This window comes from Nocardia goodfellowii, assembly GCF_017875645.1.
GTDB lineage: Bacteria > Actinomycetota > Actinomycetes > Mycobacteriales > Mycobacteriaceae > Nocardia > Nocardia goodfellowii.
This window is the reverse complement of the sequence record NZ_JAGGMR010000001.1, coordinates 6755278-6776564: the sequence shown is the minus strand read 5'-3', so window position 1 is coordinate 6776564 and position 21287 is coordinate 6755278. Positions and strand designations below refer to the sequence as shown.

The 21287-nt window shown below is 65.6% G+C and carries 16 protein-coding genes, 2 rRNA genes and 1 pseudogene; 17 read left to right on the top strand and 2 right to left on the bottom strand.

Annotated elements, in window-relative coordinates:
* The first annotated feature begins 304 nt into the window (after positions 1–304).
* From BJ987_RS31420 to BJ987_RS31410, 3 genes and pseudogenes are all read left to right on the top strand, one after another.
* Positions 305–3442: ribosomal RNA gene (locus tag BJ987_RS31420) — 23S ribosomal RNA — on the top strand.
* Between the two features lie 103 nt (positions 3443–3545).
* Positions 3546–3662, top strand: a 5S ribosomal RNA gene (gene rrf / locus BJ987_RS31415).
* Positions 3663–4965: 1303 nt separating this feature from the next.
* A pseudogene (locus BJ987_RS31410) lies at positions 4966–5886 on the top strand (tetratricopeptide repeat protein); the annotation flags it as partial.
* A 36-nt stretch (positions 5887–5922) separates the two neighbouring features.
* Here the strand turns inward: BJ987_RS31410 and BJ987_RS31405 are convergent.
* Complete coding sequence (locus tag BJ987_RS31405) at positions 5923–6804, bottom strand: hypothetical protein (RefSeq protein ID WP_245366215.1); 882 nt, start codon at positions 6802–6804, stop codon at positions 5923–5925.
* A gap of 260 nt (positions 6805–7064) precedes the next feature.
* On the opposite strand from BJ987_RS31405, the gene BJ987_RS31400 reads away from it, so the two are divergent.
* From BJ987_RS31400 to recN, 6 genes are all read left to right on the top strand, one after another.
* Complete coding sequence (locus BJ987_RS31400) at positions 7065–8033, top strand: glutamate ABC transporter substrate-binding protein (protein WP_209896683.1); 969 nt, start codon at positions 7065–7067, stop codon at positions 8031–8033.
* A gap of 62 nt (positions 8034–8095) precedes the next feature.
* Complete coding sequence (locus BJ987_RS31395) at positions 8096–8983, top strand: HAD-IIA family hydrolase (protein WP_209896682.1); 888 nt, start codon at positions 8096–8098, stop codon at positions 8981–8983.
* Between the two features lie 45 nt (positions 8984–9028).
* Positions 9029–9298, top strand: coding sequence for a hypothetical protein (locus tag BJ987_RS31390; RefSeq protein ID WP_209896681.1), 270 nt, complete (start codon positions 9029–9031; stop codon positions 9296–9298).
* A gap of 1 nt (position 9299) precedes the next feature.
* The gene (locus BJ987_RS31385) at positions 9300–10121 is read left to right on the top strand and encodes a TlyA family RNA methyltransferase (RefSeq protein WP_209896680.1); all 822 of its coding nucleotides are present in this window, start codon (positions 9300–9302) and stop codon (positions 10119–10121) included.
* On the top strand, positions 10118–11176 hold the full coding sequence (locus BJ987_RS31380) for an NAD kinase (protein ID WP_209896679.1): 1059 nt from the start codon (positions 10118–10120) through the stop codon (positions 11174–11176). Before BJ987_RS31385 ends, BJ987_RS31380 begins: the two co-directional genes overlap by 4 nt.
* Entirely contained in the window at positions 11166–12935 is a 1770-nt protein-coding gene (gene recN, locus BJ987_RS31375; RefSeq protein ID WP_209896678.1) for a DNA repair protein RecN, read from the top strand. The genes BJ987_RS31380 and recN overlap by 11 nt, the downstream gene beginning before the upstream one ends.
* 70 nt (positions 12936–13005) lie before the next feature.
* Here the strand turns inward: recN and BJ987_RS31370 are convergent, their stop codons facing one another.
* Positions 13006–13431, bottom strand: a complete 426-nt coding sequence (locus BJ987_RS31370) for an SRPBCC family protein (RefSeq protein ID WP_209896677.1) — start codon at positions 13429–13431, stop codon at positions 13006–13008.
* 267 nt (positions 13432–13698) lie between these two features.
* Between BJ987_RS31370 and BJ987_RS31365 the strand changes: the two genes are divergently transcribed.
* From BJ987_RS31365 to BJ987_RS31330, 8 genes are all read left to right on the top strand, one after another.
* On the top strand, positions 13699–15069 hold the full coding sequence (locus BJ987_RS31365; protein ID WP_307869816.1) for a sensor histidine kinase: 1371 nt from the start codon (positions 13699–13701) through the stop codon (positions 15067–15069).
* A complete protein-coding gene (locus tag BJ987_RS31360) occupies positions 15066–15479 on the top strand; it encodes a roadblock/LC7 domain-containing protein (protein WP_209896675.1) in 414 nt (137 codons plus the stop codon). Before BJ987_RS31365 ends, BJ987_RS31360 begins: the two co-directional genes overlap by 4 nt.
* Complete coding sequence (locus BJ987_RS31355) at positions 15476–15856, top strand: DUF742 domain-containing protein (protein ID WP_209896674.1); 381 nt, start codon at positions 15476–15478, stop codon at positions 15854–15856. Before BJ987_RS31360 ends, BJ987_RS31355 begins: the two co-directional genes overlap by 4 nt.
* Positions 15837–16445 (top strand): GTP-binding protein, encoded by a 609-nt coding sequence (locus BJ987_RS31350; protein WP_372446908.1) that lies wholly within the window; start codon positions 15837–15839, stop codon positions 16443–16445. The genes BJ987_RS31355 and BJ987_RS31350 overlap by 20 nt, the downstream gene beginning before the upstream one ends.
* On the top strand, positions 16442–17743 hold the full coding sequence (locus tag BJ987_RS31345) for a cytochrome P450 (RefSeq protein WP_245366213.1): 1302 nt from the start codon (positions 16442–16444) through the stop codon (positions 17741–17743). The genes BJ987_RS31350 and BJ987_RS31345 overlap by 4 nt, the downstream gene beginning before the upstream one ends.
* 17 nt (positions 17744–17760) lie before the next feature.
* Entirely contained in the window at positions 17761–18975 is a 1215-nt protein-coding gene (locus BJ987_RS31340; protein WP_245366212.1) for a cytochrome P450 family protein, read from the top strand.
* Between the two features lie 68 nt (positions 18976–19043).
* Positions 19044–20255 (top strand): putative cytokinetic ring protein SteA, encoded by a 1212-nt coding sequence (gene steA / locus BJ987_RS31335; RefSeq protein WP_209896673.1) that lies wholly within the window; start codon positions 19044–19046, stop codon positions 20253–20255.
* 31 nt (positions 20256–20286) lie between these two features.
* Positions 20287–21231 (top strand): copper transporter, encoded by a 945-nt coding sequence (locus BJ987_RS31330; RefSeq protein ID WP_209896672.1) that lies wholly within the window; start codon positions 20287–20289, stop codon positions 21229–21231.
* Positions 21232–21287 lie beyond the last annotated feature (56 nt).

Below are 21287 nucleotides of genomic sequence, written 5' to 3'. Positions count from 1 at the left end.
GAGTTCTTCACGTAGGTGAATGAGCAACTGGCAGAGCCGTTTCGGACTCACATGTAGTCCGGCGGAGCTCATGGGTGGAACACTGACAGCATTCATCGCACTATCAATCGGTCACACGACTGGTTGGCGGTGAATATACCGGCACACTATTGGGTCCTGAAAGAACACGCGTTCTTTCAAGGCGAAACAAACGACGAGATTGAGCCGCAGTTCATACCGGCTTCCTTGGGAAGTGCTGGTGCTGCATCAGGTTTCATTCTTGTGTGTTGTTTGAGAACTGCACAGTGGACGCGAGCATCTTTGTTAGTAAGTGTTTAAGAGCGTACGGTGGATGCCTTGGCACCAGGAGCCGATGAAGGACGTAGGAGGCTGCGATAAGCCTCGGGGAGCTGTCAACCGAGCTGTGATCCGAGGATTTCCGAATGGGGAAACCCAGCACGAGTGATGTCGTGTTACCCGCGCCTGAATATATAGGGTGTGTGGAGGGAACGTGGGGAAGTGAAACATCTCAGTACCCACAGGAAGAGAAAACAATAGTGATTCCGTGAGTAGTGGCGAGCGAAAGCGGATGAGGCTAAACCGTGTGGATGTGATAGCCGGCAGGCGTTGTCCATACGGTGTAGTGGGGCCCATTTTCTTCTATCTGCCGATAGGAGCGGGAGTCAGAAACCGTTGTGTTAGTCGAAGTGGTCTGGAACGGCCTGTCGTAGAGGGTGATAATCCCGTAGACGAAAACTCAACGGCTCTCGTAGTGGGTACCCGAGTAGCAGCGGGCCCGTGAAATCTGCTGTGAATCTGCCGGGACCACCCGGTAAGCCTGAATACTCCCTGGTGACCGATAGCGGACTAGTACCGTGAGGGAAAGGTGAAAAGTACCCCGGGAGGGGAGTGAAATAGTACCTGAAACCGTGCGCTTACAATCCGTCAAAGCCTTTGAGTCGTTTGGTCGGCTGGGGGTGATGGCGTGCCTTTTGAAGAATGAGCCTGCGAGTTAGTGGCATGTGGCGAGGTTAACCCGTGTGGGGTAGCCGTAGCGAAAGCGAGTCCGAATAGGGCGATACAGTCGCATGTTCTAGACCCGAAGCGGAGTGATCTACCCATGGCCAGGGTGAAGCGACGGTAAGACGTCGTGGAGGCCCGAACCCACTTAGGTTGAAAACTGAGGGGATGAGCTGTGGGTAGGGGTGAAAGGCCAATCAAACTCCGTGATAGCTGGTTCTCCCCGAAATGCATTTAGGTGCAGCGTCGCGTGTTTCTCACCGGAGGTAGAGCTACTGGATGGTCTAGGGGGCCTACAAGCTTACCGAAATCAGCCAAACTCCGAATGCCGGTGAGTGAGAGCGCGGCAGTGAGACTGCGGGGGATAAGCTTCGTAGTCGAGAGGGAAACAGCCCAGATCGCCGGCTAAGGCCCCTAAGCGTGTACTAAGTGGAAAAGGATGTGAAGTCGCGAAGACAACCAGGAGGTTGGCTTAGAAGCAGCCACCCTTGAAAGAGTGCGTAATAGCTCACTGGTCAAGTGATTTTGCGCCGACAATGTAGCGGGGCTCAAGTACACCGCCGAAGCCGCGGCACTCACACAAGACATTCATCTGTTTCTGCGGAAACTTATGCAGTGGTGTGGGTGGGTAGGGGAGCGTCGTGTAGCCATGGAAGCGGCGGAGTGATCCAGCCGTGGAGGCTACGCGAGTGAGAATGCAGGCATGAGTAGCGAAAGACGAGTGAGAAACTCGTCCGCCGAATGATCAAGGGTTCCTGGGCCAGGTTAATCCGCCCAGGGTGAGTCGGGACCTAAGGCGAGGCCGACAGGCGTAGTCGATGGACAACGGGTTGATATTCCCGTACCCGTGTATCCGCGCCCAATGCCGAATCAGTGGTACTAACCGTCCAAATGTTCTCTTATCTCACCTTCGGGTGAGAGGGAGGATTGCTGCACGGGACCTTCGCTGTAGTAGGTAAGCGATGGGGTGACGCAGGAAGGTAGCTGGGCCAGTCAGTGGTTGTACTGGTGTAAGCCTGTAGGGAGTCTGATAGGCAAATCCGTCAGACATATATCCTGAGAGGTGATGCGTAGCCGATTGAGGCGAATTCAGTGATCCTATGCTGCCGAGAAAAGCCTCTAGTGAGTTGGTACACGGCCCGTACCCCAAACCGACACAGGTGATCAGGTAGAGAATACTAAGGCGATCGAGAGAACTGTGGTTAAGGAACTCGGCAAAATGCCCCCGTAACTTCGGGAGAAGGGGGACCTGGTTTGGTGACGGAACTTGCTTCCTGAGCTGAGCTGGGTCGCAGAGACCAGTGAGAAGCGACTGTTTACTAAAAACACAGGTCCGTGCGAAGTCGTAAGACGATGTATACGGACTGACGCCTGCCCGGTGCCGGAAGGTTAAGAGGACCGGTTAGCCCGTAAGGGCGAAGCTGAGAATTTAAGCCCCGGTAAACGGCGGTGGTAACTATAACCATCCTAAGGTAGCGAAATTCCTTGTCGGGTAAGTTCCGACCTGCACGAATGGCGTAACGACTTCTCAGCTGTCTCAACCACAGACTCGGCGAAATTGCATTACGAGTAAAGATGCTCGTTACGCGCGGCAGGACGAAAAGACCCCGGGACCTTCACTATAGCTTGGTATTGGTGTTCGGTACGGTTTGTGTAGGATAGGTGGGAGACTGTGAAGCGGACACGCCAGTGTTTGTGGAGTCGTCGTTGAAATACCACTCTGATCGTATTGGACTTCTAACCTCGGACCATGATCTGGTTCAGGGACAGTGCCTGGTGGGTAGTTTAACTGGGGCGGTTGCCTCCTAAAATGTAACGGAGGCGCCCAAAGGTTCCCTCAGCCTGGTTGGCAATCAGGTGTCGAGTGCAAGTGCACAAGGGAGCTTGACTGTGAGAGCGACAGCTCGAGCAGGGACGAAAGTCGGGACTAGTGATCCGGCACCGGCAAGTGGAAGCGGTGTCGCTCAACGGATAAAAGGTACCCCGGGGATAACAGGCTGATCTTCCCCAAGAGTCCATATCGACGGGATGGTTTGGCACCTCGATGTCGGCTCGTCGCATCCTGGGGCTGGAGTAGGTCCCAAGGGTTGGGCTGTTCGCCCATTAAAGCGGCACGCGAGCTGGGTTTAGAACGTCGTGAGACAGTTCGGTCTCTATCCGCCGCGCGCGTTAAGAAACTTGAGGAAGGCTGTCCCTAGTACGAGAGGACCGGGACGGACGAACCTCTGGTGTGCCAGTTGTTCCGCCAGGAGCACTGCTGGTTAGCTACGTTCGGAAGGGATAACCGCTGAAAGCATCTAAGCGGGAAGCCTGTTCCAAGATGAGGTTTCTCACCCACTAGATGGGTTAAGGCCCCCCACAGACCATGGGGTTGATAGGCCAGAACTGGAAGCCCGGTAACGGGTGCAGGTGACTGGTACTAATCGGCCGAGGACTTACCAACAAAGAAGCTACGCGTCCACTGTGCGGTATCTGAAACAACACACAGATACTCAGAAGACAACACCGGTAACGGTGTTGGCTCTCTGTGTCTAGTTTCATAGAGTTACGGCGGCTATAGCGGTGGGGAAACGCCCGGTCCCATTCCGAACCCGGAAGCTAAGGCCACCTGCGCCGATGGTACTGCACTCGACAGGGTGTGGGAGAGTAGGACACCGCCGGAACATCCTTCACGATAGGGGACCCAGACTCTGGGTCCCCTATCGTCGTTTGGGCACCTTTTGGTCCCATTACGTCGCCGCATCTCGGCCCCTGGGTCGGCACGTGCTTGAATGCAAGGGGCTCTGAAGAGCAGCTTTCCCGTGACGAACCTAGAAAGGGATCACCGTGTCGGAGCAGAACGACGGTCGGAAATCCTTCCGACGCGGCGAGGGATCCGATCGCCCCTCCCACGGTGGCTCGAGCGGCGGTTCCGGCGAGAAGCGCGGCTTCCGCCGCAACGATTCCAGCGACCGCCCCAGCAGCTCCAGCCGCGGCGATTCCGCCGCCGGCCAGCGCGGCGACAGCGCAAGCGGCGGCTTCAGACGCAACAACGATTCCGGCGACCGCGGCGGATACAACCGCAGCACCAATTCCGGTGACCGCAGTGGCTCCCCCCGCGGTGCCGACGACCGGGGTGGTTTCAAACGCGGCAACGACTCCGGCGATCGAAGCGGCGCCAGCCGTGGTGAGGATCGTGGCGGCTTCAAGCGCACCGGTGACTCCGGCGGTCGTGGCGGTAGCAACAGTGGTGACGAACGCGGCGGATTCAACCGCAGCGGCTCGGGCGACCGCAGCGGCTCCGACCGTAGCGACGATCGTGGCGGTTTCAAACGCGGTAACGATGATCGCGGCGGATTCAACCGCAGCAGCGACGATCGTGGTGGCTCCAACCGTGGTGACGATCGTGGCGGTTTCAAACGCGGCAGCGATGATCGCGGCGGATTCAACCGTGGCAGTGACGATCGTGGTGGCAACCGTGGCGGTGGTTCCGCTGATCGCGGCGGTTACAACCGGGGTAGCGATGACCGTAGCGGTTTCAAGCGTGACAGCGGCTCCGGTGATCGCGGCGGCTTCAATCGCAGCGGCCGTGGTGACTCCGGCACCGGTAGTGATGACCGTGGTGGTTTCAAGCGAAGCAACGATTCCGGTGATCGCGGCGGCTTCAATCGCAGCAGCCCCGGCGGCTCCGGCACCGGTAGTGATGATCGCGGTGGTTTCAAGCGCGGCAATGACTCTGGTGACCGTGGTGGTTACCGCTCTGGCGGCGAGCGCGGTGGTTCCCAGCGTGGCAACGATTCCAGCGACCGCGGCTCCTTCAGTCGTGGTGGTGATGATCGTGGCGGGTTCAAGCGTGACAGCAACTCCGGCGACCGCGGCGGTTACAGCCGTGGTGGTGATGATCGCGGCGGCTTCAAGCGTGGCAATGACTCCGGTGAGCGCGGCGGGTTCAACCGCGGCGGTGGTTCATCCGAGCGTGGCGGGACCAGCCGTGGTGGTGATGATCGCTCGGGCTTCAAGCGCGAAGGCGGTTCGTCCGAGCGCGGTGGTTTCAAGCGCAGCAATGATTCCGGTGACCGTGGTGGTTTCAAGCGCAGTGGTGACTCGGGGGAGCGCGGCGGGTTCAATCGCAGCGGTAGCTCGGGTGACCGCAACAGCTTCGGCGATGATCGTCGCCGGGGCGGCGAAGGTATGCGCACCGGTGGCGGCCGGGACATGGACCGGCGCCCGCCGCGCGCCGAAGAGCCGGATCTGCCGGACGACGTTCAGGCCTCCGACCTCGACATGGCTGTCCGCCGCGACCTGCTGACTCTCGACAAGACCAACGCCGAGACCGTGGCCCGGCATCTCGTGATGGCAGCCCGGCTCATCGACGACGATCCGGCGCTCGCGCTCGCGCACGCGCGCGCGGCCCGCCAGCGGGCCGGTCGCGTCGCCGTGGTTCGCGAAACCGCCGGCGTCACCGCTTACCATGCGGGTGAATGGGCCGAAGCCCTCTCCGAACTCCGCACCGCCCGCCGCATGTCCGGTGGCGCGGGCCTGCTCGCCGTCATGGCCGACTGCGAACGCGGCCTCGGCCGCCCCGAACGCGCCATCGAACTCGGCCGCAGCGACGAAGCCCGCGAACTCACCGGCGACGAAGCGATCGAACTCCGCATGGTCGTCGCCGGTGCCCGCATGGACCTCGGCCAATACGACCAGGCCGTCGTCACACTGCAAACCTCGGACCTGGACCCAGCCAAAACCGGCTCCTCCTACGCCCGTCTCTTCTACGCCTACGCCGACGCCTTGGTCGCAGCCGGCCGCACCGACGAGGGCCTCACCTGGTTCCTCAACGCCGCCTCCGCCGACCTCGACGACGAAACCGACGCCGAAGACCGCGCCCAGGAACTCACCGGCGACCTGTAACCCCGGACCCGAGGGGCCAGTCGCGGCCCAACGCCATTAGTGACCGTCACTGGTGAAGAGGTCTTCGATACTGTCCGCAGTTGCCGCTCGCAGCAACCAGGTTCGCAAAATCTCACGGTTGGTGGAAGATCTGATTTCGGTCAGCGCGGCATCGGGTACCTCGACGCCACGTCTTTCCAAAATCAGCAGGATGTCTTCGACAAGTTCTTGCACTGCTCCTTGCTCACGCAGGAGGTTCGAGACATCAGAGCGGAAGAACGAAAGGTCGATCGACATCAGTTTCCTCCAGAGCTGAGCGGGTTCCGAGTTGCGGCCGAGGCCCAGGGCGGTCAGTTCGGCGAAGACGTTGTGCTCGGGTGCCTCGCCGATGTCTCGGAGGGCAAGGGCGAAGGCTTTCAGTATTGCACCCACGTCGGGTTCTTTGGCGTGGGTGATCGCGGACAAGGCGGCGAGTGGAATGTCGGAAGCTGCGGTGGCGACGTCGGTTACGCGAGGGACGTTGTGCGGACCGAGGACGAGGGGGCGGACGGCCAGGCTGGGCCATATCGGTGTGCCGATATGCAGTGGTCCCTCTGCCCAGAGCGCGGTGGGCTCGTCTTGGCAGATGATCAGCAATACGATCGGTAATTCGTATTTCGTATGCAGGAAAGCGATGTAGTACGCCCAGGCTGCTGCTTTGCCGCGATCCTGTCTTCGCTGTGCCTCGACCACCAACAGGAACGGCCCATGGCTCGAGCTGATGCGGAGGACGGTGTCGGCGCGGCGTTCGATCGGGGCGGGTTCGGTCAAATCTGTTGATAGGAGGGCGACTTCGTCGGGGTCTGGGAAGGGGAGGCCTAGTGCTCTGAAGGCGCGGGCGAAGGTGCCTGGGTCGTGTTGGAAGAGGCGGTGCATGGCCTCGTGTTGAGGGCTGACCATAGTGGTCAAAGTAGTCTTAGGTGCGAAAGTTTGTTCGGGGGCGGGGAGTTTGACCGGTCGGGGGCGGTGAGTCCGCGGACACGCCCTGGTGGCGTCGGGCAACGCGCTGGCGAGTTGGGTGGGTGTTTGGAATCGGGCTGGCGGGTGCGGGTTTCGGGGGTGGCGATTGAATATCGGTTGCGCACTGGTGAATTCGTGGCCAAGCTGGGATGAATCGGTCGTAGAATCGCAGGCGAGGGGGTTGGCTCATGGTCAGGCGGATGCGGTCGATGGGTGTGGCGCTGCTGGTTGCCGTGTCGGCGGTGGTGGCGGGGTGTGATTCGGGGCCGCCGGCGAGTACGGGGGTGACGGTCGGGCCGGTGCAGCCGATGCCGCCGAGGGCGCAGGAGATCACCAGTGCGCCTAATCAGCGTGGTGACCAATCCTGTGATGCGACGGCGAGTTTGCGGCCCGGCGGGTTGCCGCCGCGTGGGGCGATGCCGGCGGGCAGTTCGATGGCGCAGATCGTGGCGAACGGGCGGGTGCGGGTCGGGGTGGCGCAGGATGCGTACCTGTTCGGCTTCCGGAATCCGCGGACCGGTGCGTTGGAGGGGTTCGACATCGATATCGCCAAGGAGATCGCCCGCGATCTGTTCGGCGATCCGACGAAGATCGATCTGGTGCCGTTGAGTTCGCCGGAGCGGATTCCCGCGCTGCGGAGCGGCCGGGTGGATCTGGTGGTCAACAACTTCTCCACCACCTGTGAGCGGGACAAGGAGATAGATTTCTCCTCGGTCTATTACGTGTCCGAGCAGAAGGTGCTGGTGGTAGGGAGCTCGGGGATCAAGTCGGTCGAGGATCTGGCCGGTAAGCGGGCGTGCAGCGTCACCGGCACCACGTCGGTGGAGCCGCTGCTCGCTCAGCGGACGCCACCGTCGGTGATCGGCATGCAGACCTGGACCGATTGTCTGGTAGCCCTGCAGCAGGGCGCCGCCGACGCCATCAGCACCGACGCGCCGATCCTGCACGGGCTGGCGCTGCAGGACAACAATCTCGTGGTGGTCGGCACGCCGATGGCGTTCGATTCTTACGCGATCGGTCTACCGGACGGCAAAACCGATCTGGTGCGGTTCGTGAACGCCAGCCTGGACCGGATACGCGCCGACGGCACCTGGCAGACGCTCTATGCGAAGCATCTGAGCTTGCTCGGTCCGTCGCCGGGGCCGCCCGCCCCGAAGTACAAGGACTGAAAGACAATCCAGGTCCGAGCCGTGAAATTTGTTGTCGGCGGGCTGGCGTAGGGTTTTGTGCCGTGGCGCGACTACGAGATCGCTATGAGGCATTACTGCTGGACCTGGACGGCACCCTGTACCGGGGGCCGGTGGTGATCGATGGTGCGCCGGCGGCACTGGCCGAGGGTGTGGGGGCGCAGCGCCACGTCTATGTCACCAATAACGCCAGCCGGTCGCCGCAGATCGTGGCCGAGCACCTGGCGGAGCTGGGTTTCCCCGCCGCCACCGACGATGTGGTGACCAGCGCGCAGGCGGCGGCCCGGTTGCTCGCCGAGCAACTCGAGCCCGGGGCGACCGTGCTGGTGGTGGGCACCGATGATCTGGCCGCCGAGGTCGACGCGGTGGGCCTGCGGCCGATCCGCCGGTTCAACGGTCAAGCGCCCGCCGCTGTGGTGCAAGGGCATTCACCGCTGACCGGCTGGCCGGATCTTGCGGAGGCTGCCTACGCGCTGCGCGCCGACGCGTTGTGGATCGCCGCGAACACCGATAAGACCCTGCCCAACGAGCGAGGTCTCGCCCCCGGTAACGGCTCGATGGTGGCCGCGTTGCGCACGGCGTCCGGCCGGGATCCGATCGTGGCGGGCAAACCGTTCGCGCCGCTGATGGAAGACGCGCTGCGCCGGGCCGGTACCCGCAGCGCCCTGGTCGTCGGCGACCGCCTGGACACCGATATCGAAGGCGCCAACGCCGTGGGCCTGGATTCGCTGCTGGTACTGACCGGCGTGAGCACGCTGGACGAATTGCGCGACGCACCGGCCGAACTGATTCCGACGTTCGTCGCCGACGCGCTGGACGCACTGAATCATCCGCCCGTGGAATTCGAGTCGTCCGGCGACTTGGCCGAGCGTCTGCGGCGCAACCCCGGCCGCGCGGTGACGGTGCGCGCGTCCAATTCCGATATCCGATAGCGTTGTGCTCACGATGACTACGTTGCCCTCGCGATTGGATCAGGAATGAGCGCGCCCGGCTCGAATGGACCCCGCCCCGGCGTCCCGCTGCCGGGGCAGCATATTCCAGCGCAGGGCGGACCCGAAGCCGCCGACCCGGCCCGTATCAGCGCGGAGATCGACAGCCTCCTCTCCGAGCTCGAGGCGCGCCCCGAGGCCTACGATTCGGCCGCGACCAGCGCCGATTCCGGTGTCGACATCGCCCGCCGCGCTCACATCCTGGAGCAGGCGCACGAGGTGCTGGTGCAGGCCCTTGCCACGGTGGACAAGATCTGAGGTGGCCAGGCGCGCACGGGTGGACGCCGAACTGGTTCGCCGCGGGTTGGCGCGATCGCGGGAGCACGCGGTCGAGTTGATCGGCGCGGGCCGGGTCCTGATCAACGGTGCGGTGGCGACGAAACCGGCGACTCAGGTCGATCCGGGCGCCCCGCTGCTGGTTCGGGAGGAACCCGATGAGGTGTCGTGGGCGTCGCGGGGTGCGCACAAGTTGATCGGCGCGCTCGAGGCCTTCGAACCCCGGGGTGTGACGGTCGCGGGTAAGCGCTGTCTCGACGCGGGCGCGTCCACGGGCGGATTCACCGACGTGCTGCTGTCGAAGCAGGCGAAAGAGGTCGTCGCGGTCGATGTCGGCTACGGCCAGCTGGTGTGGCGGTTGCAGAACGACGAGCGCGTGCGCGTCTTCGACCGCACCAACGTGCGCGCCATCACACCGGAAACCATTGGTGGCACAGTGGAATTGGTGGTCGGCGACTTGTCGTTCATCTCTCTGGCGCTGGTGCTGCCGGCGCTGGCGGCCTGTGCGGCGCCGGGCGCGGATCTGTTGCCGATGGTGAAACCGCAGTTCGAGGTCGGCAAGGAACGTCTCGGCGCGGGTGGGGTGGTGCGTGACCCGGCGTTGCGGGCCGAGACGGTGCGCGATGTCGCCGAAGCCGCCGCGAAGCTGGGGTTGCGGACGCTCGGCGCGGTGGCCAGTCCACTGCCCGGTCCGTCGGGCAATGTCGAATATTTCCTGTGGCTGCGCAAGGATGGGCAGTTCAGTTACGACGCCGACGAGGTTGCCGCCTTGGTCGAGCGTGCGGTCGAGGAGGGTCCACAGTGAGCGCGGAACCGACAGGCCGGGAAATCCTGCTGATCTCGCACCCGGGACGGGCGGAGATCATCGAGACCGCGCACCGGGTCGCGAAGATCTTCGCCGACGCCGGGATCGGTTTGCGGGTGCTGGCCGATGAGGCCGACAGCACCCGGTTCGAATGCGAGGACCCCACCCGGGGTGTGCTGGCCATCGCCGAACCCGGCGGTTATCCGGCCACCGTGGTCGATCATTGCCCGGACGCGGCCGTGGGCTGCGAAATGGTGCTGGTGCTCGGCGGCGACGGCACTTTCCTGCGCGCCGCCGAACTCGCGCGGCCCGCTGCGGTGCCGGTGCTGGGAATCAACCTCGGCCGCATCGGTTTTCTCACCGAGGCCGAGGCCGAGCATCTGGACGAGGCGCTGGCCCAGGTGGTGCGGGGTGACTACCGGATCGAGCAGCGGATGACCATCGATCTTACCGTCCGGGTGGAGGACGAGATCGTCGAAACCGGGTGGGCGCTCAACGAAGCCAGCATCGAGAACGCGTCTCGGATGGGTGTGCTGGAGGTGGTACTGGAGGTCGACGGCCGCCCGGTGTCGCAGTTCGGCTGTGACGGCATCCTCATCTCGACGCCGACCGGTTCCACCGCCTACGCGTTCTCCGCGGGCGGTCCCGTGGTGTGGCCGGAACTCGAAGCGCTGCTGGTGATTCCGAGCAACGCGCACGCCTTGTTCGCGCGCCCGCTGGTGACCAGCCCGGAGTCACGGATCGCCGTCGAGTCGGTGGCTACCGGACACGATGCGATAGTTTTCCTGGATGGCAGGCGCACCATGGCCTTGCCGCGCGGGGGTCGCGTGGAAGCGGTCCGCGGGGTGGAACCGGTGCGCTGGGTGCGATTGGATTCCGCGCCCTTCGCCGACCGGATGGTGCGCAAGTTCCAGTTGCCCGTGACCGGCTGGCGCGGTCGGCGGCGAGCGGAGAGCATCCAGGCGGTGGCGGCCGACGAAGGAGGCGGGGTGGGTAAGCGCGAGGGGACGGTAGCCGACGGAGAAGGCGGGGTGGCTAGACACGATGCTGACTGAGATCAGGATTGACGGCTTAGGCGTCATATCCACTGCCACAGCGCAATTCCATGCGGGGCTGACCGTGCTGACCGGTGAGACCGGCGCGGGTAAGACCATGGTCGTCACCAGTCTGCACCTGCTCAGCGGTGCGCGGGCCGACCCGGGCCGCGTCCGGTTGGGCGCGGCGCGCGCGGTGGTCGAGGGCCGATTCACCGTCGATGATGTCAACGCCGCCGCGCGCGCGGAGGTCGGGGAGGTGCTCGAAGCCGCTGCGGCGCAAGCCGACGACGACGGCAGCGTCATCGCGATCCGCACCGTCGGCAGCGACGGCCGGTCCCGCGCGCATCTGGGCGGTCGTAGCGTGCCTGCCTCGGTGCTCGCCGATTTCACAGCGCCGCTGCTCACCGTGCACGGCCAGAACGATCAGCTCCGCTTGCAGCGTCCGGAGCAGCAGCTCGGCGCACTGGATCAGTTCGCCGGCGACACCGTCGGCCCGTTGCTGCGCAAATACACCGTGGCGCGGCGCTCCTGGCTGGACGCGCGTTCGGAACTGCTCGAACGGACCGCGCGCAGCCGCGAACTCGCGCTGGAAGCCGATCGGCTGCAATACGCGCTCAACGAAATCGACGCGGTCGCACCGGAACCCGGTGAGGACAAGCGCATCCTGGACGAGGTGCGCCGGCTCAGCGACCTGGATTCGCTGCGCGAGGCCGCGGCCACCGCGCATGACGCGCTCGCCGGTCCTTCCGATGCGCCGGAAGATCATTCGGGCGCGCTGGCGGCGCTCGGCCTGGCCCGCGCCCGCATCGAGTCCTCCGACGACCCGAAACTGACCGCGCTCGCGCCGCGCCTGGAAGACGCCATCGCGGTGGTGGTCGACGTGACCACCGAATTGAGCAGCTACCTGTCGGACCTGCCCTCCGATCCCGGCGCCCTCGATTCCCTGCTCACCCGGCAAGCCGAATTGAAGGGATTGACCCGCAAGTACGCTTCCGATGTGGACGGCGTGATCGCCTGGGCCGAGGACGCCCGTACCCGCCTGGGCTCATTGGACGTGTCCGAGGAAGCGCTCGCGAAGTTGTCCGCCGAGGTCGATATCGCCGCGGAGCGGGTGCGCGAGGCGGCACGGAAACTGAGTACGGCCCGCGCCAAGTCGGCGGGCAAGCTGGCCGCGGCGGTCAGCGCGGAACTCGGCGGTCTGGCCATGGGCAAGGCCCGTTTGGAAGTAGCGGTGCGCCCGGTGCCCGCCGGGCCGCAGGATTCCGCCCCGCTGACCGTCGACGGCAAGGAGTTGCACGCCGGGCCGACGGGCGTCGACGAGGTCGAATTCCGGTTGTCCGCGCACTCCGGGGCGCAGTCGCTTCCGCTGAGCAAAAGTGCGTCCGGCGGTGAACTCTCCCGGGTGATGCTCGCGCTGGAAGTGGTGCTCGCCAGCTCCGACCACGGCGCCACCATGGTTTTCGACGAGGTCGACGCCGGTGTCGGCGGTCGCGCGGCGGTGGAGATCGGGCGCCGGCTGGCGCGGCTCGCGCGCACCCATCAGGTGATCGTGGTGACCCACCTGCCGCAGGTCGCGGCTTTCGCCGACACGCACCTGGTGGTGGACAAGTCCGACGACGGAAAAGGCAAGGTGAACAGCGGAGTTCGCGCTCTGACCAAGGATGAGCGGGTCATCGAGCTGGCCCGGATGCTGGCCGGCCTGGACGACACCGAGACCGGCCGCGCGCATGCGGAGGAGCTGCTGGAAACCGCGAAGGCGGAGCGAGCAAACGCCTGACAACCAAGGAAAACACCCGCCGCGCGAAGCCTCGGGGGCAACGGTGCGGCGGGTGCTGGGCACACGAAGGTCAGCGCAGGGCTTTTTTCGCGCCGCCGAGGAACTGGTTGATAAGGGAGCGCAGGCCCATTTCCAGCACTTTGGCGGGCACGGGCAGGCTCGGCTCGGACTCCATCGTGTAGCTCACCGCGGTGCTGTTGTTGTCCGCGTCGGCGAAGGTGATCGTGCCGACATGCCGCTTCACCGGCGCGCCTGCGACGATCTTGTACTCCATCCGCTCGTTCGGCACCAACTGGGTGGTCTCCTCGGTGATCCCGAGACCGCCGACACCGATCAGGTATTGGGCGCCCACACCGGAGGCCGAGCCCGCGCCCGGCTTCTTCAACTTGAAGTTCACGACCGGCAGGTAGGGGCCGATGCCGTCGCGTTCGGTGAAGAACTTGTAGACGACGTCGCGCGGGGCGGCGATGACCGTCTCGACCGTACTGGTAACCATGGCGCAATCTCCTGTTCGAACTGTCTGTGACGGAAGCATATAGGTACCTGCTCTATGTCTCGTGACCTCGGGCACCCGGCGCCCGCTCGACTTTCGCGCGCCCGATTCGCCGGTTATGCTCATGCCCGATTTCAAACTGCCTGGCGGCCTGCATTTTTGGCGGAAGATCGGAATTTGTCACAGACATCGAATCCTGACGGCGAGCTATACAAACCCGCCGTACCGGGCCCGCGATTGCCCTATCGGACTCTACTCAGTTGTCTCGGCGTGAGCGCTGTCGTGGTCGCGGCCGCCGTCTGGGCCGCGCCCGGCGATTTCCGCATCCCGTTGCTGGTCGGTGCCGTGATCGCGGCGCTGCTGGTGTGCGCCAGCGTGACCGCGGCGGTGTACTTCCGCGAGGAGACACAGCGCATCCGGCGAGCCGCGGCGACCTCCAACACCGACGCTGCGGCCATCATCGCGGCGGCGAACGAGGCCACCACCAAGCAGGCCTGGGAGATCAAGAACAGCGAGAACCGCCGGGCCGCGGCCATGGCGGCCTTCGCCGGCGCCGCGGGCCGCATGCAGGCGATGACCACCTCCATGCTGGCCGAGTTGCGCGAGATGGAACATCGGCACGCCGACCCGAAGGTGCTCGCCGATCTGCTCGAGCTCGATCACCGCACGGCGCAGGCCGGTCGCCTGGCCGACAGCATCGCGGTGCTCAGTGGCGCTCGCACCGGCCGGCGCTGGGCGAAACCCATTGCGATGGAGTCGATTCTGCGCGGCGCCATGGGCCGGGTCGCGGGCTATCAGCGGGTGCGGATGCGCGCGGTCGCGGAGATCGCGGTCGCGGGGCATGCCGCCGAGGGCTTGATGCATACCCTGGCCGAGCTGCTCGACAACGCGTGCAACTTCTCCCCGCCGACCACCGAGGTGCATGTCTACGCCGCCGAGGTGCCCGCGGGCGTGGTGATCACCATCGAGGATTCCGGCCTGGTGATGAGCGAATCGGCGCTGCGCCGTGCCGAACAGGCCGTCTCCGGGCAGGGCGGGGACAACCGCCGCGGCGCCGACCTGTCCTCGCTTACCGGCACCCGGCTGGGTCTGGCGGTGGTCGGGCATCTGGCCCGCAAGCACGGTCTGACCGTGTCCTACCGGCCCTCCGCCATCGGCGGTACCGCCGTGGTCGTGGTGGTCCCGCGTGATCTCACCACCCGGCTGGAACGCACCACCGCGCCGATGACCGCGCTCAGTCTGCCCACCACCGGACGCAACCGCGTCGTCGAGGCGCCGGAAACCATTGCGGCGCAACCACTCTCGCAGCTCGCCACGCCGGAGCCGCTGCCGGTGGGTACCGAGACCACGTCCGGAGTCGTCGATTCCGGACTACCGAAGCGCCGCCGCGGCAGCACGCTGGCCGCGGTACACCCCGACGGTCTGCCGGACACCCGGATGGAACCGACCCCGCCCCCGCCGGTGTCGCGGCCCTCGGCGTTCGGGGCGTTCCAGCGCGCCGTGGCGCCCCGTGACACCACCTCGGACAAGCCCTCGGACAGCAACGGTGCTGACGCGGTATCCACCCATCCCGCCGACCCCGTCGGCCAGCCATCCCCCAGACCTCCTGCCCCTTCGGTTGCCATGGAGAACGAACGATGACAACTACCGTGCCGTCCCAGCTGGGTTGGCTCCTGGAACAACTGCTGACCCGTACCCCTGGAACCCGCCACGCCCTGCTGCTCTCCGGCGATGGCCTGAAGATCTGTCACACACCCGAACTCAGCGTCGACAGCGCCGATCAACTGGCGGCTATCTCGGCGGGAATTCAGAGCCTCGCGCACGGCGCCTCCGTCGAATTCGGTAACGGCCGTGGCGGCGTGCGCCAGTCCATGACCGAGTTCTACGGCGGCATCTTGTTCGTCGTCGAGGCCGGGATGGGCGCGCACATCGCGGTCGTCGCCGGCGAGGACGCCGACGCCGGCCTGATCGGGCACAACATGCGCGAGTTGGTCGAGCAGCTCGGCCACTATCTCGCGGCCCAGCCGCGGGTCGGAACGGCGCGACCGTGACAAGGCCAGGCCGTCCCGGGCGTGATGACGATCCGGATCGGCTCTACACCCTGACCGGCGGCCGCAGCAAACCGGATTCCGACAGCTTCGACCTGGTCACCCTGGTGGTGACCGAATCCGACCCGACCCCGGGCATGCAGTCCGAACATGTCGCGATCCTGCGCATGTGCACCGCGCCGACCGCGGTGGTCGAGATCGCGGCGGAGCTACGCCTGCCGGTCGGGATCGCCACCATCCTGCTCTCGGATCTGCTCGACATGGGCAAGATCACCGTGCGGCATCCGACGTCCGCCCCGAGTTCGCCTGGCGGACCGTGGACTTCGCTGCCGGACGCCTCCACCCTCGAGAAGGTGCTCGTTGGACTTCGCAAGCTCTGACACCCGTCCGGCGCGGGCCGACGCGCCGCTGCCCGCCAGTACCAGCCAAGGTTTGAAGATCGTCATCGTCGGCGGCTTCGGGGTCGGTAAGACCACGCTGGTGCGCTCGGTCAGCGAAATCCGGCCGCTGGACACCGAGGCGACGATGACGCAGAGCAGCGTCGGCATCGACGACCTGAGCGCGGTGCGCGGAAAGTCGACCACCACGGTCGCTTTCGACTTCGGCCGGATCTCCATCGACGACGAGCACGTGCTGTATCTGTTCGGCGCGCCGGGCCAGGAGCGGTTCTGGTTCCTGTGGGACCGGTTGTTCGCGGGTGCGCTGGGCGCGATCGTGCTGGTGGACCAGCGCCGGATCGCCGATTCCTGGTACGCCATCGATCGGCTGGAATCCACCGGCACGCCGTTCATCGTGGCGTGCAACAACTTCGGTGGCGGGCACCGGCTCGACGACGTCCGCGACGCGCTGGATCTGGATCCGCTGGTGCCGCTGGTCGACTGCGACGCCCGCAATCGCGAGTCGAGCAAGGGCGTGCTGATCACCCTGGTCGAGCACCTCTATGCAGCTAGGGAGGAACACGTCGGATGACGATGCCCAATAGTGGTGATATCGCTTTCACCGGCGACAGCTCGCCCTCCGGCTGCCCGGTGCGACACGATTCCGGTGCGGTGCCGCTCAGCGGTCCGCGTTTCCATACCGATCCGCATCAGCTCTATCGCGAGATGCGCCGCGAGCACGGTCCGGTCGTCTCGGTCGAGCTGCCGGGTGGTTTTCCGGCCTGGCTGGTGGTCGGCTACCGGGAACTGCATCAGGTGACCAGCGATCCGGAGCTGTTTCCGCGCGATGTCGGCCTGTGGAACCAGTGGCCCAACATCCCCGAGGACTGGCCGCTGCTGCCGATGGTCGGGCGCCCGATGCCGTCGATCTACTTCACCGCGGGCGCCGAGCACCGGCGGCACGTGTCGATGGTGGAGCCGGCGCTGGAGTCGGTGGACCCCTTCGAATTACGCCGCGCCTGTGAGGAGATCGCCGATCAGCTGATCGACGGCTTCTGCGGGCGCGGCTCGGCCGAGATCGTCACCGACTACGCCGAACCGCTGCCGGTGCTGGTGCTCGCCCGGATCATGGGGTTCCCGGACGAGGAAGGGCCCGAACTGGCCTGGGTGATGAAGACTTTCACCGACGGCGGCGCCGATGCCCAGTCGGCACATCTGCGTTTCGCCGAGCTGTGCGGCAAGCTGATGGCCACCAAGAAGGGCATGCCGGGCAACGACCTGACCTCGCGAATGCTGGCACACCCGGAGCCGTTCTCCGATCAGGAGTACGTCATGGACATCATGGCGCTCACCGCGGCCGGGTATCTGCCGACCGCGGACTGGATCGGCAACTCGGTGCGGCTCATGCTCACCGACGATCGTTTCGCCGCCGCGCTCGGTGGTGGCCGGCGCAGTGTCGGGCAGGCCATGAACGAGGTGCTGTGGGAGGACACCCCGACGCAGATCCTGGCCGGACGCTGGGCCGCGCGCGATACCCGCCTCGCCGACAAGATCATTCGAGCCGGTGACATGCTGCTCCTCGGTCTGGGTGCGGCCAACGCGGATCCGCATGTGCGCCAACATGTCTCGGTGAACACCGAGCCGGCGCACTCCGGCAACAACGCGCACTTCTCCTTCAGCTACGGCGAGTACCGCTGCCCGTTCCCCGCGCAACAGATCGCCGAGATCATCGCCCGGACCGGAATCGAAGTGCTGCTGGACCGGCTGCCCGATATCGATCTCGCCGTCCCCGCCCAGACCCTGGTGCGCCGGCCCTCCGCGTTCCTGCGTGGAATGACCTCGCTACCAGTTCTTTTCACCCCAGTTCGTGCAGTCGGAGGGACGCTGTAATGCGGGAATGTCCACATATGGAGACCATCGCCATCGATCCGATGGTCGGTGATCTCGCGGGGGAGACCGCGCGCCTGCGCGCGGCCGGACGCCTGACCAAGATAGACCTGCTCGGGGTCCCGGCCTGGACCGTGACCGAGCACGCGCTGGCCCGCCAGCTGCTCACCGACACCCGGCTGGTCAAAGACATCAATGCCTGGTCGCTGTGGAGCACCGGCGCGGTCACCGATCAGTGGCCGCTGATCGGCATGATCCTCGTCGACCGCTCGATGTTCAGCGTGGACGGGCAGGAACACCGGCGACTACGCCTGAAGACCACGCAGGCACTGAGCCGTAAGCGGCTGGAGGATCTGCGGCCGACCATCGAGCGCATCACCGCCGAACTGCTGGACGACCTGACGAAGGCCGGAGCGGACGGCGCTGTCGTGGACCTGAAGACGGTGTTCGCCTATCCGCTGCCGATGCGGGTCATCGGGAAGCTGATGGGTGTGAATCCGGCCGACGAGGCGATGCTGCTGAGCTGGTACAAGAAGTTCTTCTCGGTGATGACCCCGCAGGACGAACGTCTGCGGGTGATCGCGGACATGGACGTCTACTTCACCAACATGGTGAAGGAGAAGACGGCCGACCCGACCGACGACCTCACCTCAGCGCTCATCCAGGCCACCGACGGCGGCGAGCCCCTCACCGAGGAAGAGGTGATCGGCAATCTGAAGGCGCTGGTCGCCGCGGGCCACGAGACCACCGTCAGCCTCATCGTCAACGCGGTGCGCGCCCTGGCCGCCCACCCCGAACAGCTGGCCGCGCTGCGCAGCGGCGAGCGGGACTGGACCGCGGCGGTGGAGGAGACACTGCGCTACGACGGCCCGGTGAATCACCTGCTGATGCGTTTCGCCACCGAGGACATCACCGTCGGTGATGTGCTGATCGAGAAGGGCGACGGCGTGGTCATGTCCTACCGCGCCATCGGCCGCGACACCGACCTGCACGGCGCCGACGCCGACGAGTTCGATCTCACCCGTCCGACCGCGGGCCGGAACATGTCCTTCGGCTACGGTCCGCACATCTGCCCGGGCGCGGCACTGGCCCGGATGGAAGCCGCGATCGCGTTGCCCGCCTTGTTCGCCCGCTTCCCGGATCTGCGTCTCGCGGTGCCGGACTCGGAGCTGGTAAACCTGCCGGTTATGACCCAGAACGACCTGGCGGCGTTCCCGATCCACCTGGGTAATTAAGGCGCGACCTGGGCCGATGGTCGGCGCGCCTCCACTAAAGGTCGAGGAATTGTGACCATCATCGGGCCATGAAGATGTTGGCTCTGTTGTCGAGGAACACCGAAACGTTACCCGGCCTGACCGGTGTAGCCCGGGTGGATCGCAACACCCGGCGTCTGCTGCGACGGGTCGGTCCGGGCGATGTCGTCGTACTCGACGAACTCGATCTGGACCGGCTCACCGCGGACCGGCTGGTCGCGGCCGGCGTCGTCGCGGTGATCAACACCGCACCGTCGATTTCCGGCCGCTATCCCAATCTCGGCCCGGAAACCCTGGTGGCCCATGGGATTCTGCTGCTGGACACGGCCTGCCCGGATGCCTTCACCAGAATCAAGGACGGCAGCAAGGTTCGCATCGACGAGGGCGTGGTCTACGCGGACAAGCTGACCAGGAAAGACCCGGAGGTGCTGCTGGAGGGAGTCCAGCTCACCGACGCCGTCATCGTCGAGCGGATGGTCGAGGCGCGCACCGGACTCGCCGATCATCTGGAGGCGTTCGCGGGTAACGCCATCGAGTTCATCCGCACCGAAAGCCCGCTGCTCATCGACGGAGTCGGCATTCCGCAGTTGCAGCTGTCGATGAAGGACCGGCACGTGGTGGTGGTCGCCGACGGCCCTGAGCACGCGGCCGATCTCAAAGCGCTCAAGCCGTTCATCAAGGAGTACGCACCGGTCATGGTCGGCGTCGGCGCGGGCGCGGACACCCTGGTCAAGCAGGGCTACCAACCGGATCTGATCGTCGGCGACCCGGAGGAAATCAGCACCGCCACTTTGAAATGCGGCGCCGAAGTCATCCTGCCCGCCGACACCGACGGCCACGCCAAGGGTCTGGAACGCATCCAGGACCTGGGGATCGGCGCCACCACCTTCCCGTCCTCGGGCGCACCCGCGGACCTCGCGCTGCTGCTGGCCGGCCACCACGATGCCGCGCTGATCGTCACCGCCGGCGCCGCCGCCTCGCTCGACGACTTCTTCGACGCCGGCCGCCGCGACAGCTGCCCGGCCACCTTCCTGACCCGGCTCAAGCTCGGCACCAAGCTGATGGACGCCAAGGCCGTCGCCACGCTGTATCGCAGCCGGATGTCCGGGGTCGCCATCTCGATGGTGGTGCTGGCCGCGCTGATCGCGATCATCGTGGTGCTGCTCGCCTCGAATTCGGGTGGCGAGATCGTCGATTGGGTGGGCGCGGCCTGGGACCGGGCCCTGCTCTGGGCCGGGGACACGGTCCAACGCCTGCTCTGATCGCCAAGCTCTCGACCAGCATCGGAGGATCATGATTTCGGCTCGCCAGCACCTGATCTCGATCGTCGGCATCTTCCTGGCCCTCGCCATCGGCGTGGTGCTGGGTTCGCAGACCCTGGCCGCCGACATGCTCACGGGGCTGCGCTCGGACAAATCCGAACTGCGTCAGCAGGTCGAGACCCTGGCCGAACAGAATCGGCGTCAGACCGACGAACTCGAGGCCGCCGACCGCTTCATCGCCGGTTCCTCGGACCGAATTCTGCAGGGTGCGTTGGCCGACCGCACCGTCGCGGTATTCACCACGCCCGACGCCGACCCCGCGGACGTCGAAGCCGTATCGCGCGGCCTGGAAACCGCGGGCGCCGCGATCACCGGCCGGATGGCGCTGACCGACGCCTTCCTCGACGCCAGCGAAGGCGATCGGATGCGGACCTCGCTCACCAATGTCATCCCGGCGGGGGCGCAGCTGCGCACCGGCGCGGTCGATCAAGCCAGCCTGGCCGGTGATCTGCTGGGTCTGGTGCTGTTGCTCGATCCGGTCAACACGCAACCTCGCAGCACCCCGGAAGAACTGGCGCTCGTGCTGGAAACGCTGCGCGGCGGCGGCTTCCTCGCCTACGGCGACACGCCGGCCCGCCCGGCCCAACTCGCCCTCGTCATCACCGGCAACGGCGCGCGCGCGAGCGAAAACAATCAGGGTGCCAACATCGCTCGCTTCGCCGGCGCCCTGCGCGCCCGCAGCGCGGGCACCGTGCTCGCGGGCCGTGCGGGCGCGGCCGAGGGGTCCGGGCCCATCGCCGAAGTGCGCTCCGACTCCGTGCTGGCCACCACGGTCACCACGATCGACCACCTGGACCGCGAGATCGGCCGGGTCACCGCCGTGCTGGGCTTGTCCGAGCAGCTCAACGGCGGCGCGGGCCGCTACGGCACCGCGGCCGAGGCCACCTCGCTCACCTTCGCCGCGCCGCCACGGTAGCCACGAAGGTCCCGGACAAGCCGCGACGGTACCGCGCCGAGCCGAACGTGACGTTC